Genomic DNA, 17,281 nt, shown 5'->3' with positions numbered 1-17,281 from the left:
TTAGGAGATTAAAAATGATACATCAATTGTTGGCTGAATTCATGGGCACTGCGCTCATGATTATTTTCGGAGTTGGCGTCCACGCTGATGAAGTGTTGAATCGTACAAAATACCACGGTTCAGGTCATCTGTTTTCGATTACAACTTGGGGATTTGGAATAGCAGTTGTTTTGTTTATCTTCGGGGAAGTTTATATTAACCCTGCAATGGCAATGGCCCAACTTATTTTAGGAAATATTCATTTTGATTATTTCTTAATTGTTAGTTTAGTAGAAGTATTGGGTGGTGTTTTCGGCTCAATTATTGTCTATATTATGTATGCAGATCAATTTAAATTATCTGAAAAAGATATTGATCCAGTAATCGTTCGCAATATTTTTTCAACAGCGCCAGCAATTCGTAACTTACCACGTAATTTTTTTGTTGAAATGTTTGCGACATTCGTATTTTTGACAGGTATATTAGCTATTTCTGCAAAAGCGGGGGATGTTCCTGGTATGGTTCCGCTAGCTGTGGCTTTCTTAGTTTGGGCTGTTGGTATGGGTCTAGGTGGTACTACTGGATTTGCAATGAACCTTGCTCGAGATATGGGGCCTCGTATTGCATATACAATTATTCCTTGGAAAAGACGAGCCTCCAGTGATTTCCAATACGGTATTCTTGTGCCCGGAATAGCGCCATTTGTTGGTGCAATTTTTGCTGCCTTATTTTCAAAGTTTTATTTAGGCCTGTGAACGCTTACAATCCAAACGTTCGCTTAAAATTATAAAAAACACTGTTTCGTTCGGGTAAACCGAACTTTTTTTATTTTTGTGAGAAAATACTAATTTAATTACGAACGCAACCAGTAAAATAACTGGTAAAATAATTGAGTAGAGAAAATTAAATAAAGTTATTCTGGAGATGAATATGCACACAAACGATGAAATGCAAGCATTGCTAGTTGATACTGTCCGACGAAAAGTTGGCTATCCTCTCAGGAAAAAAGTAACGCTTGGGATACTGGGTGGCGTTGCTATTTCTTTGGGATTTTTAGCAGCAATACGTGCAATGGCACCACTAACTGCTCTCCAATCTCCCGTTGTCTCTTTGGTCGGCGCATCTTTATTTCCGGTCGGACTAATTATGATTGTGTTCACTGGACAAGAGTTAGCTACTGGAAATATGTTTGTTCTTGGTTACGGCGCTTTAAATCGTAATTTGGGTTGGTTACGTTATTTTTTTGAAGTAATACTGATAACTTTGCTCAATGGACTTGGTGCGATTTTATTAGCCTATATTTTTGGACACTATTTAGGACTGACTAAGGTGGATATTTATGGCAAACAAGTTGCGACAATGGCAATGTCTAAAGTAACTCCAAGTATGCCGATGATCTTCTTTTCGGCAATCGGTGCGAATTGGTTGGTGGCGATGGGTGTATACTTAGGTATGGTCGCCAAGGATACCATTGGGAAAATAGTAGGTATGTGGTTTCCAGTCATGATCTTTGTGTTGATTGGATTCAATCATGTTATTGCTAACTTTTTCTTGCTGCCAGCTGCTTATTTTAATGGTACGATTACATTGGTACAAATGTTGCATAATCTTGTGCCAGCATTTTTAGGTAACACGTTTGGTGGCTTATTACTCGCTGCTTCACTTTATTTCACAAAGGACAAAAATAATGCTTGAACGATATTCACGAGAACAACTCCGCGACATTTGGTCGCTGAAAAATCAATATCAAACATGGTTAGATGTTGAAATTGCTGTTGACGCTGGTTGGGTCGCCGAAGGCCACATTCCAGCCGAGGATCTTGCAAAAATACGTGCAAATGCAAAATTTGATGTAGATCGAATAGCAGAAATAGAATTATCTACACGACACGATGTAGTTGCATTTACACGTAACGTATCTGAATCTTTGGGTGATGAGCGCAAGTGGATTCATTATGGTCTAACTTCAACGGATGTTGTTGATACAGCACAAGCTTTACGTTTGCGCCAAGCAAATGATATGATAAAAAAAGATTTGCAAGACTGGCGTGAAGCAATTAAAAAATTAGCTGTGCAATATAAAGACACAGTTATGATGGGTCGTACGCACGGGGTGCATGCTGAGCCAACAACTTTTGGTTTGAAAATGGCACGTTTCTATGCTTCAGCAACACGCGCTATAGAACGTTTTGAACGTGTTGCGGCAGAGGTAGAAACTGGGAAACTTTCAGGTGCCGTTGGTACATTTGCAAACGTGCCACCACGTGTTGAAGAAGTTGCTATGAAAGAACTTGGGCTAACCCCTCAACCAGTTGGTTCACAAGTACTACCACGTGATTTACACGCAGATTATATCCAGACAATTGCCTTGATTGGTACTCAAATGGAAGAGCTCGCTACTGAAATTCGTTCCCTACAGCGCTCTGAAATACATGAAGTTGAAGAAGGCTTTGCTAAAGGACAAAAGGGCTCATCGGCCATGCCACATAAGCGAAACCCAATTGGTGATGAAAATATTACTGGATTGGCACGTGTGCTACGTGGTTACGCAGTAACTGCTTTGGAAAACGTTACTTTATGGCATGAGCGTGATATTTCGCATTCATCTGCAGAGCGTATCATACTTGCAGATGCAACCGCGTTACTTGATTACATGTTAAACCGCCATACTGGTATTCTAAATAATTTGGGTGTGTTCCCAGAAACAATGAAAAAGAATATGGACCGTACGTATGGGTTAATATATTCACAGCGTTTACTGTTGAGTTTGATTGATGCAGGATTGTCACGTGAGCAATCATATGACACTGTCCAACCGTTGACAGCCCGTTCGTGGGATGAGCAATTGATGTTCCGCGACCTAGTAGATGCAGACCCAACCATCCAAGCAAACTTAACAAAAGAACAAGTTGACGATGCATTTGATTATCATTATCATTTGCGACATGTTGATGAAATTTTTAAGAGAGTAGGTCTAGCATGAAACCTTTAATCACACACCCAGCTATCAAAGGGGTGTTGGCGACAGAAACAGATATTCAAGCACAGGTTCAGCGTGTGGCTAATGAATTGACTACAAAGTTTGAGGGAAATAAAGAACGACCTATTTTTATTGCCGTATTAAAAGGCGGGGTTATCTTCGCCACCGATCTACTTCGAAAGATGCCACTGGATGTTGATTTCGATTTTGTAGACGTTAAAAGTTATTCAGGCGCAGCATCAACTGGTCAAGTCAAAGTAGTTCATGATGTTAGCATGGATTTAACTGGGCGGGATGTTGTTATTGTTGATGAAATTATTGATTCAGGAAGAACAATGCAGTGGCTGCACAATTATTTTGAATTAAAGGGTGCCTCAAGTGTGACCACAGTGGCATTGGCTGATAAGAAAGAGGCTAGAGTAGTTGATTTTGAAGTTGATTATTTTGGTTTGGAAGTGCCGGATGAATTCCTTGTGGGCTATGGTATGGACTACAATAATTTTTTCAGAAACTTACCAGTAATTGCTATTGTTGACTTTGACAAAGTTGATTTAATAAAATAACAAATTTAAAAGCATCTCATTGAGATGCTTTTTGTTGTGCAATAAAATTTTGTAGGTTAGGGCTGTATATTAGTGGTTTATGTTGCAGTTCCGTGATATTTTGGGCACCAAGTAATGTGAATAGACGTGGCAACGCTACTTGCCATGCATTAATTTCTTCGAGTAATGATTTTTGACCTTTTTCCATTAGTGTTGTGAGCATGAAACCAGCACTAGAAGTTAAAGACGCGCCCAGCATGAGACTAGTTATGACATGATTCACACTTTGAATGCCTCCTGTAGCAATTAAGGGTAAGTTATTTTTAGCCATTTTTGCTTCCAGCAAACTTTCGACAGTTGATAGTCCGTAATGATCTAAATTAACAGCTTCAGAAAGGCGATTACGCCTTTGTTCAATAATAGAAAAATTTGTTCCGTTTGCTCCACCAACATTGATAGCAGCTGGATTTAGATCGGCAATTTGTTTGAAAGTAGACTGACTCATACCAAAGCCGACTTCCTTAATTATCACCGGAACAGGTGACTTTGCGATGATTTCAGCAAGATTGTCTAGCCAATAGAATTTGCGATCACCTTCAGCCATGACAAGTTCTTGGGCGGCATTAACATGAAGTTCAATGGCATTAGCATCAATCATATCAATGGCAGTACGTACATTTGAAATAGGATGGTCGGCCCCTAAATTGGCAAATAGAAAACCATTGGGATTCTTCTTACGAACAATTGTGAATGTATCACGAGTTTCTGGTTCTTTAAGTGCAATCGATTGTGAGCCAACTGCCATAGCAATATTTGACTCAGCAGCTACCTCAGCAAGTTCCATATTGATGCGACCAGTTAAAGCTGATCCGCCTGTCATGGCTTCAATGTAGAAGGGCCATTTAAAGTGGTGTTCAAATAATTTGGTTGAAACATCAACTTCTGACACACTCGTTTCGGGAAAAGTATTGGGTAACCAACGTACATCATCATAAGTTGCACCAATGACAGGCATTGTATTTTGACGCCAGAGTTTGACACCAAGCGATAGATGTTCATCTTTACGATGAGATTGAGCAGATTCAGTCATTTTAACCTCGATTCTGTGGGGCAATTTGGACGTAATGTGGCTCAATTCCAGCTGCAAGCCACATTTCTGGTAAATCTGTAGGTCCATTAACAACAGCAAAGCCATTATCACCAAATCCAGCACCACTGATTTTTCCTGCGGTATCGCCAAGTGTCTGCAGTAGAATTGCTAGTTTTGGTGTAACGTATTTTTGGGATAATGTGTGCCGTAAGATGGTTTGATTTAATTTTAAACCTTTTGAAAATTGCTTGTAGTCGTTTTTAATAACCGATTGAACGACGTCGTCAGCGACATGTTGACTTTCTTTGAAAAAAGAAGTTGGCAATGTTTTTGAGGCGAGTGCCTTACTTGTATCGGCGCTTTCATGTGTGGCACCTAAAAGGATTTGCCAGTCTTGCGGCCAACTGAGGGGAACGATGTTTAGTTTTTTCCAGGGCACATCTACAATTTCAGGCTGTAGCCAATTTTTATCTGCCGTTTGATATTGAGACAAATCAGGGCTTTGGTATGAAATAGCACCGCCGTATGTTATTGCTGCAACATCACCTAATGAACCATTTTTCTGCACATGCAAGTGTGCGAGCGCAGCAATTTTAAATTGAGTCAGTAACGTTAGGTTGAGTTTGAAATGGTTATTAAAAGCCGATACGATGCCTACAACCACGGCTGCAGACGAACCAAGACCAATTTTACCTGTAGGATGATTCATATTACTTTTGATGTCAATATTTACTTCTTGTAATGTTGCCCTAATTTTTTTCGTGTGAACATAATGTGTCATCAGATTCACAGCCGCGCGAACAAAACGCCAGTCATCAGTTTGCTCTGGCGTTTCTTGGTTGATATTGAAAGTTAGATCATCTGTAATGATATTAGAAGTAATAGTAGAAACTTCACGGGCTGTGGTAATTTCTATTGCTAACCCTGTAGTAATGGCAACAACAAGCGCGGTATTGCCAGGATTAGTAATTGCATACTCACCAGCCAAAAAGAGTTTACCAGGGATTAATATTTTAGTCATAAGAAATTCCAGGCCCGCTTTGAGCAATTTCAAGTTTCAGGGATGGTATGGCATGATTTAGTATGGTCACAATTTTGGGCGCTTCTTGCGTTGTTGTGATAATTTTAACGTTTGGCCCTGCATCAATTGTTGCATAGGCCAATATTCCTTGATGGCGCATATCTTGTATCAAAGATAAAATTAATTGTGTTTTGTCTGTAAAATAAGTGAATGGGCTTCTTGTAGCTGTTAAATTTAAAGCATGCATACCCAAGGCATTATCTTCAGCCAAAGCACCAATTTTGTCAATATCTTGATCTAGGATAGCATGTTGCATATCAATGAATTGATTAGCCGACTTTGATAGCCAGCGATCATAATTTGGTGAGGTAATAGCACGTTTCATTCCCTCAGTTGAAGTTATCTTTTTAGGCGCATCACAAACCTCAGCAACAACCAAGGCAATGGGCAATTCAGGCGCGTTAAGGCTCTCGGCAAAAGAAGATGCGTCGTCAATACCTTTATGCCACATGGCGAAGTTACCAAAAAAAGAGCGACTAGCTGAACCAGAACCACGACGGGCTAAGCGGGATAATTCTTCCTTGGGTAGGTCCATTCCTAATTCGTGTGTAACAGCTCCTGTTAACGCAGCAAAAGCCGAAGCAGAGGAGGCTAATCCAGCACTTGTAGGTACATGATTTTCAGAAATAACCTGCAGTGGTGTAAAATCACCCAACTGTTGTCGCAGAATATCCAAAAAGCGATGAACACGAGTGGCGTCGACGACTTGGTCATTTAAAATAAAACGATCATGATTGGCAGGTTCCACAGAAGTTGTTGTGTAAAACTTGTCTAGTGTTAATGAAAGTGAGCTAGTTGTCGGTAGATTCAGTTCCGTATTTTTTTTTCCCCAGTATTTTATGAGGGCAATATTTGTATGGGCAGTAGCTTTCATAAGGGTTGAATCCATGTATTCTGTGCGCCAGCTTTATTGAGAGCATTGGCAATTGCGATTGCATCATTATTATTTCTAGCTAAAGCAAACATAGCACCACCAATGCCAGCGCCTGTTAACTTTGCTCCTAAAGCACCAGCATGATTCGCAGCATTAACTAGTTTGTCAAGTTTAGGATGTGAAATACCCAATGATTGTAATTCATGATGGGCTGCTGTAAACATCATACCTAAATGCTCGGGATTATTTTCAGAAATATCAATCCGTATTTTTTCAGCAATTTGTCCGAGATGACTAATTGTTGACCAAGCACGTTCTTGATCATTAATCAAAAATTCTTTGACTATGCTGACAGCGTGAACGGTTTGACCATGGATACCTGTATCGGCTAATACCAACGTACCTGATAAGTTCATTTCGAATTTTTCCATTGTTTTGTTCTTGATAAACCAAATCGGGTTGCTCGAATTAACGGTGGTGGCATCTAAGCCAGAAGGTGATCCATGGGAAATGACTTCTTCAATGTTTGTGAAGTAATTCAGTTCCGTATTACTTAAAGTCGTGTTAAAGTAATCGAAAAATGCTCTTGTAATCGCAGTTGCTAGAGCAGCTGAAGCGCCAAATCCTCGTTCTTGAGGAACATTTGATTCAATAGAGAGAAGGAATGGCACATTAGTCATTTTAAATTTATTGATTAGGCGCAGTAATAGCTGTCGGATACCTTCAACGTTTGCACCAAGTTCACTTAAATCACCATGGAATTCAGCACCATCGATTGTTTGACCACGAAATGCTGGCCTCAATGTAGCAGTGACCGTCATATTTGGTAGGGGAATTGCAATGGCAGGTTCGCCATAAACAACGGCGTGTTCGCCGATTAATATTGCTTTTGCGTGGGATTGACCTACGCCATTCATTTGACTTAACATAAATTTCTCCAGATGTACTCTACTATTGTACCGCACAGTAGTATTTAGTGTAAAATATAAAAGAGAATTGCGTTGTTTAGTGCGCATAATTATTGTGTAGTAAACAGCGCAATTCTCACATAAAAAGTGCTCTAGCACGCACGTTTAGAAAGGTGCTTTATATGAACGCCAACGATACATTCGTGGTTGTCGATCTTGAGACCACAGGACATAGCGTAAAAAAAGGTGGACGAATTATTCAAATTGGTATGACATTTATAAAGAAACGTCAAATCGTTGATCATTTTGAATCTTTTGTCAATCCTGGCCAACTAATTGATCGTCAAATTCAGCAGCTCACGCATATATCACAAAAGGATGTGCAAAACGCACCGTATTTCGAAGAAATTGCACCGTTATTGCAAAATTTACTTCAAAATACAGTGATTATTGCGCACAATGTTAATTTTGATTATCCGTATTTAAATGATGAGTTCGAAAGAACTGGTTTTCCACTCTTAAAATCCGCTGCTATTGACACAGTACAGCTTGCTCAAATATTGTTTCCAACGGCGCCGGGATATCGTTTATTAGATTTAACGACCTACTTAAATATCACGCTCAAAAATGCACATCGTGCCAATGCGGATGCGCATGCCACGGCTTTACTGTTTTTGAAATTTTGGAAAAAACTTGAAGAATTACCGGACATTACATTAAAACAATTGCAACAAGGTGATTGGCCGTTACTACGTCAAACGCAGCAATTTTTAAAGCTTGTTCATTCAAAAAACAAGCAAAATTTTGGTACCGTTGAGCAAGTCGCTGTATTAACCACTACAACAGAACAAACAATTCATTCTTCTAAATCTGTCCAAGTTGATTATCCAGAAACAAGTGACGAAAAGACAAAGTTATTTGGGCAGTGGTTAACGACAAATGTTGCACAGAACAGTTTAATGGATCGTGCCAATCAATTCTTAAATAAACGTACCGATGGCTTGCTGACCATTTTAACCGGTCCGAGAGTTGGAAAAACATTGGCCTATTTAGTTCCAGTTATTCTAAGTGGAAAAACAGCGGTTTTATTGACTAATGATGAGAGTTTACAAGCTCAGCAAGTAGATATTATTACTAATCTTACAAAGCTATTTAGCCGACCAATGCAAAGTGCTATTTTGTACGAGCCATCAGAGTATATAGATGTTGAAAAGTTTGCTCAAACTTTAGAAGAAAAAAGTACATTGCAAATTCAATTTTTTAAAGCTCGTGTTTTGGTTTGGCTAACGCAAACAAAAACTGGTTTACTTCGAGAAATTTCGGTAGGTGTTCAAAATGGTGACTACGTGTCATCAATTCGTGGTGACAGTCATGCACAATTTTTCGAAAAGGCTTATAAAAGTGCGCATCAAGCTAATATCATTATCATGAACTTCAGCACATACTTTGTGCAAAGTCAGAAACTGCGTGAAGAGAAAAAGATTGATAAATGGCCAGTTGTTGTCATGGAAACACCAACGCAATTTGTTGATGATTTACATGATTATTTTCACGTTTCTTTAAATGTCACGCAGTATCAAAACATTTTAAAAGGATTGAATCATCAAGAGATTGCTGGTTTGACGCATAAACAGCGCTTATTTGTTCGGCAGAGTTTAAGTGAAGCATTAAAACTACTAAAACAAATATTGCAATCCGATAATCAACGGGCTAATTTAAAGCGCGTGGAACGGTTTCTACTGATAATATTACATTTGAAGGAATTATTTGAAATTAGTGAAAATAGTATTCCTCATGAGTTCCAAGATGCTCGAGATCAATTGTTGAAGATTAGACGCTTACAGTTACAAAATGACATTGTGGTGGCAAATGAATTTTCCGAAGTTAACGGACAAACTCAAACTGAAGTCGTATTCGATATTTTGGAACGTGCGATTTATCAAGCAGAATTTGTTTCCAATGTTCATAAATTATTAATTGTGAGTGAGTTTTTACCAACAGAGGTTACGGAATTCTTACGTGATGTACCGGAGCCCTTTACTGTTGAGCGTGAATTTGTTCATAATGATTTACAACCAATTCATGTTGTACAATTGCAACGTTCGTCTCCAATAGTGCATTTACAAGCTATTACGCAGCGTAATGTTGGAGAAATACTATTAATCGTCCCCAATGAAGAACGGGTTAATCATTGGTATCAAAAAATAAAATATGCAGTGACAACGAATTATAATATTGTCGCGGAAGGAATTACTGGCTCGTTGGAAAAAATACAACGACAGAGTCAAACCAAACGAAATAATATTATTATTGTTACCCCAAAAATTTTTTCAACCATGTGGCTTAGAGAGCAGGAATTACCTGCAATTGTAATTGTTCCAGAAAGAGAAGTATGGCAACCTGTATCACGTCTAGCTTATGTTTTAACCCAAATGCAACGTCATCAAAATGGTATATTAGTTTCTCAATTGAATGCTATGCAACGTAATCGATTTAAGCAACAAATTGTCGTTGAAAAGATGAACTTGAAAAAAGGTTTAGAACAGCAATATGATCGATTATTGCATGACCTCTAACTCGCAGATCAAAATCACCATATTTTTTGGTATAATATCATGTGTACGTGCCATTATGGAGGGTTCAAAAAATGATACAATTTAAAGATGATATTCGAATCCGCCAGCGACATCGCCAAGCGCGCATTCATTGGGCGCACTTCTGGTTCATAGTAGTCGGTATTCTGATTATCCTAGCAGCCTTTATTTTGGGGTATTTTTACGTTTCATTAGCTCCAATGCGCCAGGCAGAAAATCGAGTTGAAAAATTAGTACGTGAAAAAACAAGCATTGCAACAGTAACACAAGTATCTGTTAATTATCGAAAGACGACCACTTATGCTGTTCTAGGGCAAACAACGACTGGCACTCAAAAAGTTGCAATTGTTCGCAATAATAAAATAAAAACATATAATCGTTCATCAGGAATGACAGATAGTCAGCTCAAAAAACTGATAACTAACAAATTCAAGCCAAAAAAGTTATATTCAGCTAATATTAGTGAATACCAAGGTGTATTAGTTTGGGAGATTAGTTATAAAGGGCAGGACAATAAACTAAATTATTTAACATTAGACTTTAAATCAGGAAAGACGTATCGTGCCATTTCAGGTATGTAAGAGGTAACTATAAAGTGAAGACTTTTTCGAATCGTGTGAATGCTATAACTGCTTCTCCAACGTTAGTTATGAACGGCCTTGCTAAACAAATGCAAGCAGAGGGTATTGATGTCATTAATTTAGGCGTAGGTGAGCCTGATTTTCAAACACCTAAAAATATTTCTGACGCAGCTATTGAAGCGATTCAAGCACAAAAAACAAGTTTTTATACACCAGCCAGTGGTTTACCTGCCTTGAAGCAGGCGATTGTTGAAAATGTCAGTCAGCGATATGAAGCAGCTATTACTACTCAAAATGTTTCCGTAACGACAGGAGCAAAATTATCACTGTATGTATTGATGCAAGTTTTACTAAATCCTGGTGACACAGTTGTTACTGCTGCTCCGGAGTGGGTGAGTTATGTTGAACAAATCAAGCTAGCTGGTGGTGAACTGATAGAGGTTCATTCGGAAAGCTCGTCGATGAAGTTAACCATTTCAGATTTGGACAAAATTAAAGAAACGGTCAAGTTGGTTATTGTCAATTCTCCTACCAATCCAACTGGGCAAGTATATAGTAAACAAGAAATTCAAGATATCCTAGATTGGTCAAATACACATGGGGTCTATGTTATTTTAGACGAAATATATGGTCAACTTGTTTATAATGGTGCTGAGTTTACATCTGGGTTGCAGTTACAACATCTTGAAAATAGTGCTATGATTATTGTGGATGGTGTGTCTAAGGCATACTCAATGACAGGATGGCGTATAGGTTGGACTTTAGCGAGTTCAGAAATTATTTCGGCGATGAATAAGTTATTGGGACACATGACTTCCAATCCAACAGTAGCGGCTCAATATGCAGCAATTGAGGCATTGAATGGGGAGCAAGACACTGTTGAAAACATGCGTCAGGCGTTTGAACAACGGTTAAATACGACTTTTGAGGCAATAAACAAAATTAATGGCGTACACGTTGATGTAAAGCCGCAAGGTGCCTTTTATTTATTTCCACAAGTTGATGAAAAATTAAAGAAACTTGTTGGCGTAAGTAATACTGTTGAATTATCAACGAAAATTTTGGAAGAAGCACATGTTGCTTTGCCTGCCGGTGAGGGATTCGGCATGCCAGGATATCTGCGTTTGAGTTATGCTAAAGACCAAGATACCCTTAATGAAGCAGTTTTACGTTTGACGCAATTCTTTAAAAAATATACGAAAGATTAATATAGTGATGACTGAAGAAATACCTAAAATTAAGATTATTGATGCAAAAAACTTTGTTGGAAAGACAGTGACTATTGGGGCTTGGCTCCGTCAAAAGCGTGGTAGTGGCAAAATTGCATTCTTACAATTACGTGATGGCACAGCCTTCTTCCAAGGGGTTGTTGCTAAAGCTGACGTGTCAGAAGAAGTGTTTGAAACTGCTAAAAGTTTGAAGCAAGAAACTAGTATTTATGTTACTGGTGAAATTCATGAAGATGCTCGTTCATCTTTCGGTTATGAAATGGCTGTTTCCGATATTAAAGTAATTGGTGAAAGCCATGACTATCCAATTACACCTAAAGAGCATGGAACTGAATTTCTGTTTGACGAACGTCATTTGTACTTACGGCATCTGAAGCCGTTTGCTACTCTAAAAATTCGTAATACACTTGTTGCAGCAACATACGAGTTCTTTAACAAAGAAGGCTTTACGAAATTAGATGCTCCTGTGCTGACTGGATCTGCCCCAGAAGGAACGACTGAATTATTTGAAACGGATTATTTTGGCGAACCAGCATTCTTGTCGCAAACTGGTCAATTGTATGCTGAAGCTGGTGCAATGGCGTTTGGTAAAGTATTTACATTTGGGCCAACATTTCGCGCAGAAAAATCTAAGACGAGACGTCATTTGACTGAGTTTTGGATGATTGAGCCTGAAATGGCTTTTATGGATCAAGAGGAAAGTTTGAAACTCCAAGAACGTTATATTGCTTTCTTGATCTCAAAGGTACTCGAGAATAATGATCAAGAACTTGACATTCTCAAGCGTGACAAAGGCCTACTTCGTTCATATACGCAGTTACCATATCCACGTGTGAGCTATGATGATGCAGTCAAATTATTACAAGATAATGATTTTGATGTGGAGTGGGGTGTTGATTTTGGTTCACCCGAAGAAACGTTCTTGGCTAATCATTTTGCTAAACCCGTGTTTATTGTTAACTTTCCAAAAGCAATTAAGCCATTCTACATGAAGCGCCATAAAACACGAGATGACATTGTTGTTTCAGCTGATTTATTAGCTCCGGAAGGTTATGGAGAAATTATAGGTGGATCAGAACGTGATACGGATTATGACTACCTGAAGAATGAAATTGAAAAACTAGGGTTAAACATGGATGAGTATGCTTGGTACCTTGATTTGCGTAAGTACGGTTCAGTGCCACACTCAGGATTTGGCTTGGGCTTAGAACGTATGGTGACATTTGTAACTGGCGAGGAGCATATTCGTGAAGCCATTCCATTTCCACGAATGACCAACCGTTTACGTCCTTAATTATAGTTTTGTAGCATAGTATTCTTACTCGAATGTGATACACTATTTATATAAGAAAAACTAAGAAAAACGTCCAATTTATTTGGACGTTTTTAAAACCGAGGAAATATGACGTTAGAAAAAAGATTACAACAGTATATTCAAGCTGGTAACACTGGCGTAAGTAATGACTTGTTGTTACATTATCAAGATGTTGGTCTAGATAATGATGATTTAGCATTGTATATGCAGGTGGAGCGTATTCAAGGGCGGGGAGATCAAGCTACACCGGCAGCTATTGCCCAAGTAATGCACACGACCGAAAAAATTGTTATTACGCGTTTGCAGAGTTTGATAAGACGAGATTTGATGCAGGTGGTAGGTGGCAGTATTCAGACTGAAACTTATGATTTTACACCATTATACGAAAAACTATTAGATGGTCAAACTACACAACGGTCGGAAATTGTGTCAGATGGTAAGAGTGCTCGTCGTGAGATTATGCAGACGTTAGAGGCAGAATTTGGGCGTCCGTTATCACCAATGGAAATGCAAACTGTTGGGCATTGGTTCGATCAGGATCACTTTGAGCCAGTGATGATGTTATTGGCCATTCAAGAGGCTGTTGCAAATAATGCCCGTAGTTTGCGTTATATTGAAACAATTTTGGCCAACTGGCAACGTGATAATATTACTACACCACAGGCAGCGCAGGTCTCTAAGCAGCGCAGACGTGGTGTAACATATAACAATATTATTGATTAATTATTTAAAAATAATATTGTATTGATTATCAAGATGAAAACCAAAAATAGGTTGATTATTTTCTGTGAGGAGAATAGTATTTGCCGGTAGTGTACGCAAACGTGCGAATAGTTGTGATAGTGTCATGGCATTAGTCTGATTATTAGCTAGCAATATAATATCCGAATGATTATTTGCATATTTTATTGCTGTCACTGGATTAACAAAGTCCTCAGTTTGTACTAATAATTTTGTATCAAGTGACATATATTGTGTTAAATCTTCTAAATCAGTTAATCTCATACGCTAATTATAAAGGAAAATCATGGAAAAAACATATCATTTAATGGCAACAGCAGCAGCAGGATTGGAATCGCTTGTTGGTAAAGAGCTAGAACGCTTGGGCTATGAACATCAAGTTGAAAATTATCGAGTACGTTTTGATGGTACACAAAAAGATATATTGAATACTAATATTTGGCTTCGTACAGCTGATCGAATTAAAATTATTGTGGGTGAATTTGATGCGACGACATTTGATCAGCTGTTTGAGGGCGTTAAAGCGTTACCATGGGAGGATTATTTGAACTATGATTCAGAATTCCCCGTTGCAGGACGTTCAAAAAAATCTGAGTTATTTAGTGTGCCAGATGTTCAAGCTATTACTAAAAAAGCAATCGTCAATAGATTGCAAGAAGCTTATCATATTCGAACACGTTTGCCTGAAAACGGTTATTTTGCACAACTTGAAGTGATGATTGATAAAGATCACGTTATGGTTACCTTGGATACAACAGGGGAATCCCTATTTAAGCGTGGCTATCGTGTGAATAAGGGTGGTGCACCATTAAAAGAAAACTTTGCAGCGGCACTAGTTTTGCTAACAAATTGGCACCCGGATCGTCCATTTGTTGACCCAACAACTGGTTCTGGAACGATTGCGATTGAGGCAGCATTAATTGGTCGTAATATCGCACCTGGATTAATTCGTGACTTTGATATTGAGAGCATGGACTGGTTTGATAAAAAATTGTCAGACAAAGTGCGTGATGCGGCTGAAGCGCAAGCTGATTATGACCGTACTCTTGATATTGAAGGGTTTGATATTGACGAAAATATGGTTGATATTGCTAGAGAAAACGCCAAACATGCGGGACTTGGTCAGGATATCACTTTCAAGCAGTTAGCTGCCAAAGACTGGACAACTGATAAACTTAACGGTGTACTGGTGACTAATCCGCCTTATGGTGAACGTTTAGGTGAACTCGAAGCCGCCCGTGAGTTATACGAGCAAATGGGTTCTGTCTATCGTAATCTACCAAGTTGGAGTAAGTATATTTTAACTAGTGACTTAGAGTTTGAAAAATCTTACGGTGAAAAAGCGACAAAACGACGCAAACTATATAATGGGGCATTGCGTGTCGATTACTTCCAGTACTGGGGTAAGCGTGTTAGATAAAAAACAAGGGATCAATGATCTCTTGTTTTTTTATTTTCAGGGTGGCTATTTATGCAATATGACCAATGATAAATTTTTTCTTTGTACAATATTTTCGTGAAAAAATAATTCATCATTGATAGAATAAAGCAACAATGAAATGAGGATTCAATATGATTAAGTCAAAGTTAGAACAAGTCGGTATTTTTAATGATAATTTAGATAAAGTAAAGCCTAGCCCAATCCATTCATTCGACGAAAAAGTTAGTGATATTCCCAATATTCTGAAACTAACAATTGGTGAGCCAGATTTTTCAGTTCCCCAGCATATTAAAGAAGCTGCTTTAGCTGCAATTAGTGCAGATGATTCACACTATTCAGTTTCAGCAGGAAAGAAAACACTACGTCAAGCAGCTAGTGACTTTTTAAATGATCGTTATGGGCTTGATTTTGACCCAGCTGAAGAAATCATTACAACAGTTGGTGCCACAGAAGGTCTTTATACATTATTGGCAGCAATTTTGAATCCTGATGATAAGGTTCTGATCCCGACGCCCGCCTACCCAGTGTATGCTGAAATGACACGCATTAATGGCGGACACCCAGTGTTTATTGACGTTTCGGAAGACGAATTCGTATTAACGCCAGATCATTTACGCGAAATCATTGCTACCGAAGATCATATCAAAGCAATTATTATCACCAATCCTTCTAATCCAACTGGCGTGACTTACACAGCAGAACAGTTGAAAGCTTTAGCAGACGTGGTACGAGAAACAGATATTTTAATCATTTCAGACGAAATCTATTCTGAATTGAGCTATGATGCACCTCATGTTTCAATGGCAAGCATTTTACCAGAACAAACAATTGTTGTTAATGGCGTATCAAAGTCCCATGCCATGACGGGCTATCGAATCGGTATTTTGGCGGGTCCTGCGGCATTAATGAAGAAAATTAATATGGTGCATGGTTTTGTCATAATGACACCTTCAAATCCTGCAATGGCAGCAGCTACTGAAGCATTTAAAAGTGCTGAAAGTAAGGACGATACATTATGGATGAAAGAGCAATATAAAAAACGACGTGACTACTTAGTTGAAAAAATGACAAAACTAGGTTTTGAAATGGCAACACCAAGCGGCGCATTTTATATGTTTGCTAAAATACCTGTAGATTTAAATCAAAATGACGTGGAGTTTGCTTATGACCTGGTAGATAGGCAACAATTGGCAGTCGTTCCTGGATCTGGATTTGGACCAGGTGGTGCAGGATATGTACGAATTAGTTATGCGGCATCTCTGGACATGCTAGAGACAGCTATGAATCGTTTGGAAAGTTACTGTGAAGAAAAGAGAACGGTAAAGATTTTATGATTGTCCTATTATAATTTTTATGATAAAATAAATTATTTCTAATTATAAGGACGGGAATATGACATCAGTTTATATGCGACGGGCGCATGAGGAGGATATAAAATCAATTGTATCAATCATCAATAATGCCCGTTATTACCTGAAAGAACAAGGGCTTTCACAGTGGCAATCGGGATATCCTAATCAAGATACGATTGAGGAAGACTTAGTACTGCAAAGAGGATTCGTGTTGGTTGTGGATCATCAAGTTGCGGGATATACAGCAATATTAGCAGGTGAAGACCCGATATATACGCTAATAGAGGACGGTCAATGGCTAAATGATGAAACAGATTACATTGGCATTCATCGCTTTGCTATTCTTGATAAGTACCGGGGGCAAAAACTGGCGCAGCGATTCATGACTGCTATTTTGACATTTTTCTATGAAAACGGTACAAGCGATTTTCGAATTGATACTCATCCAGGTAACTTGCCAATGCAAGCTGTTATCACGGGTAATGGATTTGAGAAGCGTGGCATTGTGCACATTAATGAGGGAGAAGAAATTAATGGTGTTCGATGGGCGTACCAACTTGTATTGTAAACAATT

17 protein-coding genes are annotated in these 17,281 nt (G+C 38.6%); 12 read left to right on the top strand and 5 right to left on the bottom strand.

The window, feature by feature from the left end:
* Nucleotides 1-14: 14 nt before the first annotated feature.
* The 4 genes from larD to hpt all read left to right on the top strand — a co-directional run bounded on the left by larD (nt 15) and on the right by hpt (nt 3,522).
* Entirely contained in the window at nt 15-734 is a 720-nt protein-coding gene (gene larD, locus LEUM_RS06795) for a D/L-lactic acid transporter LarD (RefSeq protein ID WP_011680083.1), read from the top strand.
* A 175-nt stretch (nt 735-909) separates the two neighbouring features.
* The gene (locus tag LEUM_RS06790; RefSeq protein ID WP_011680082.1) at nt 910-1,674 is read left to right on the top strand and encodes a formate/nitrite transporter family protein; all 765 of its coding nucleotides are present in this window, start codon (nt 910-912) and stop codon (nt 1,672-1,674) included.
* Nucleotides 1,667-2,962 (top strand): adenylosuccinate lyase, encoded by a 1,296-nt coding sequence (gene purB / locus LEUM_RS06785; RefSeq protein WP_002815074.1) that lies wholly within the window; start codon nt 1,667-1,669, stop codon nt 2,960-2,962. The genes LEUM_RS06790 and purB overlap by 8 nt, the downstream gene beginning before the upstream one ends.
* Nucleotides 2,959-3,522 carry a hypoxanthine phosphoribosyltransferase gene (gene hpt, locus LEUM_RS06780; RefSeq protein WP_011680081.1) on the top strand — a complete coding sequence of 188 codons (564 nt, stop codon included), beginning with the start codon at nt 2,959-2,961 and terminating at the stop codon, nt 3,520-3,522. Before purB ends, hpt begins: the two co-directional genes overlap by 4 nt.
* Nucleotides 3,523-3,538: 16 nt before the next feature.
* Here the strand turns inward: hpt and fni are convergent, their stop codons facing one another.
* The 4 genes from fni to mvk are packed head-to-tail and all read right to left on the bottom strand — an operon-like array spanning nt 3,539 to nt 7,475.
* On the bottom strand, nt 3,539-4,591 hold the full coding sequence (gene fni / locus LEUM_RS06775) for a type 2 isopentenyl-diphosphate Delta-isomerase (RefSeq protein WP_011680080.1): 1,053 nt from the start codon (nt 4,589-4,591) through the stop codon (nt 3,539-3,541).
* A 1-nt stretch (nt 4,592) separates the two neighbouring features.
* Complete coding sequence (locus tag LEUM_RS06770; RefSeq protein ID WP_011680079.1) at nt 4,593-5,612, bottom strand: phosphomevalonate kinase; 1,020 nt, start codon at nt 5,610-5,612, stop codon at nt 4,593-4,595.
* A complete protein-coding gene (gene mvaD, locus LEUM_RS06765) occupies nt 5,605-6,546 on the bottom strand; it encodes a diphosphomevalonate decarboxylase (RefSeq protein WP_011680078.1) in 942 nt (313 codons plus the stop codon). Before mvaD ends, LEUM_RS06770 begins: the two co-directional genes overlap by 8 nt.
* On the bottom strand, nt 6,543-7,475 hold the full coding sequence (mvk, locus tag LEUM_RS06760; RefSeq protein WP_011680077.1) for a mevalonate kinase: 933 nt from the start codon (nt 7,473-7,475) through the stop codon (nt 6,543-6,545). Before mvk ends, mvaD begins: the two co-directional genes overlap by 4 nt.
* 161 nt (nt 7,476-7,636) lie before the next feature.
* On the opposite strand from mvk, the gene LEUM_RS06755 reads away from it, so the two are divergent.
* From LEUM_RS06755 to LEUM_RS06735, 5 genes are all read left to right on the top strand, one after another.
* Nucleotides 7,637-10,030 (top strand): exonuclease domain-containing protein, encoded by a 2,394-nt coding sequence (locus LEUM_RS06755; RefSeq protein WP_011680076.1) that lies wholly within the window; start codon nt 7,637-7,639, stop codon nt 10,028-10,030.
* A gap of 71 nt (nt 10,031-10,101) precedes the next feature.
* Nucleotides 10,102-10,629, top strand: a complete 528-nt coding sequence (locus LEUM_RS06750; protein ID WP_011680075.1) for a hypothetical protein — start codon at nt 10,102-10,104, stop codon at nt 10,627-10,629.
* Between the two features lie 14 nt (nt 10,630-10,643).
* Entirely contained in the window at nt 10,644-11,837 is a 1,194-nt protein-coding gene (locus LEUM_RS06745; RefSeq protein ID WP_011680074.1) for a pyridoxal phosphate-dependent aminotransferase, read from the top strand.
* Nucleotides 11,838-11,844: 7 nt separating this feature from the next.
* Nucleotides 11,845-13,152: an asparagine--tRNA ligase gene (gene asnS / locus LEUM_RS06740; RefSeq protein ID WP_011680073.1), complete on the top strand. Its 1,308-nt coding sequence runs from the start codon at nt 11,845-11,847 to the stop codon at nt 13,150-13,152.
* 108 nt (nt 13,153-13,260) lie between these two features.
* The gene (locus tag LEUM_RS06735) at nt 13,261-13,896 is read left to right on the top strand and encodes a DnaD domain-containing protein (protein ID WP_002815059.1); all 636 of its coding nucleotides are present in this window, start codon (nt 13,261-13,263) and stop codon (nt 13,894-13,896) included.
* Here LEUM_RS06735 and LEUM_RS06730 read toward each other — a convergent pair whose 3' ends face one another.
* Entirely contained in the window at nt 13,897-14,178 is a 282-nt protein-coding gene (locus LEUM_RS06730; RefSeq protein ID WP_002815058.1) for a hypothetical protein, read from the bottom strand. It lies immediately after the preceding gene.
* A gap of 22 nt (nt 14,179-14,200) precedes the next feature.
* Here LEUM_RS06730 and LEUM_RS06725 point away from each other — a divergent pair, with 22 nt between their 5' ends.
* The 3 genes from LEUM_RS06725 (at nt 14,201) to LEUM_RS06715 (ending at nt 17,275) form a co-directional block, all read left to right on the top strand.
* Entirely contained in the window at nt 14,201-15,334 is a 1,134-nt protein-coding gene (locus LEUM_RS06725) for a THUMP domain-containing class I SAM-dependent RNA methyltransferase (protein WP_011680071.1), read from the top strand.
* A gap of 152 nt (nt 15,335-15,486) precedes the next feature.
* Nucleotides 15,487-16,689 (top strand): aminotransferase class I/II-fold pyridoxal phosphate-dependent enzyme, encoded by a 1,203-nt coding sequence (locus LEUM_RS06720; RefSeq protein ID WP_010289224.1) that lies wholly within the window; start codon nt 15,487-15,489, stop codon nt 16,687-16,689.
* A gap of 58 nt (nt 16,690-16,747) precedes the next feature.
* Complete coding sequence (locus LEUM_RS06715) at nt 16,748-17,275, top strand: GNAT family N-acetyltransferase (protein ID WP_011680070.1); 528 nt, start codon at nt 16,748-16,750, stop codon at nt 17,273-17,275.
* The last annotated feature ends 6 nt before the right edge of the window (nt 17,276-17,281 follow it).

Origin of the sequence: Leuconostoc mesenteroides subsp. mesenteroides ATCC 8293, from assembly GCF_000014445.1 — a bacterium.
Lineage (GTDB): Bacteria > Bacillota > Bacilli > Lactobacillales > Lactobacillaceae > Leuconostoc > Leuconostoc mesenteroides.
Note: the sequence above shows the minus strand (reverse complement) of the source record. Positions and strands in the feature narration are given on the sequence as shown.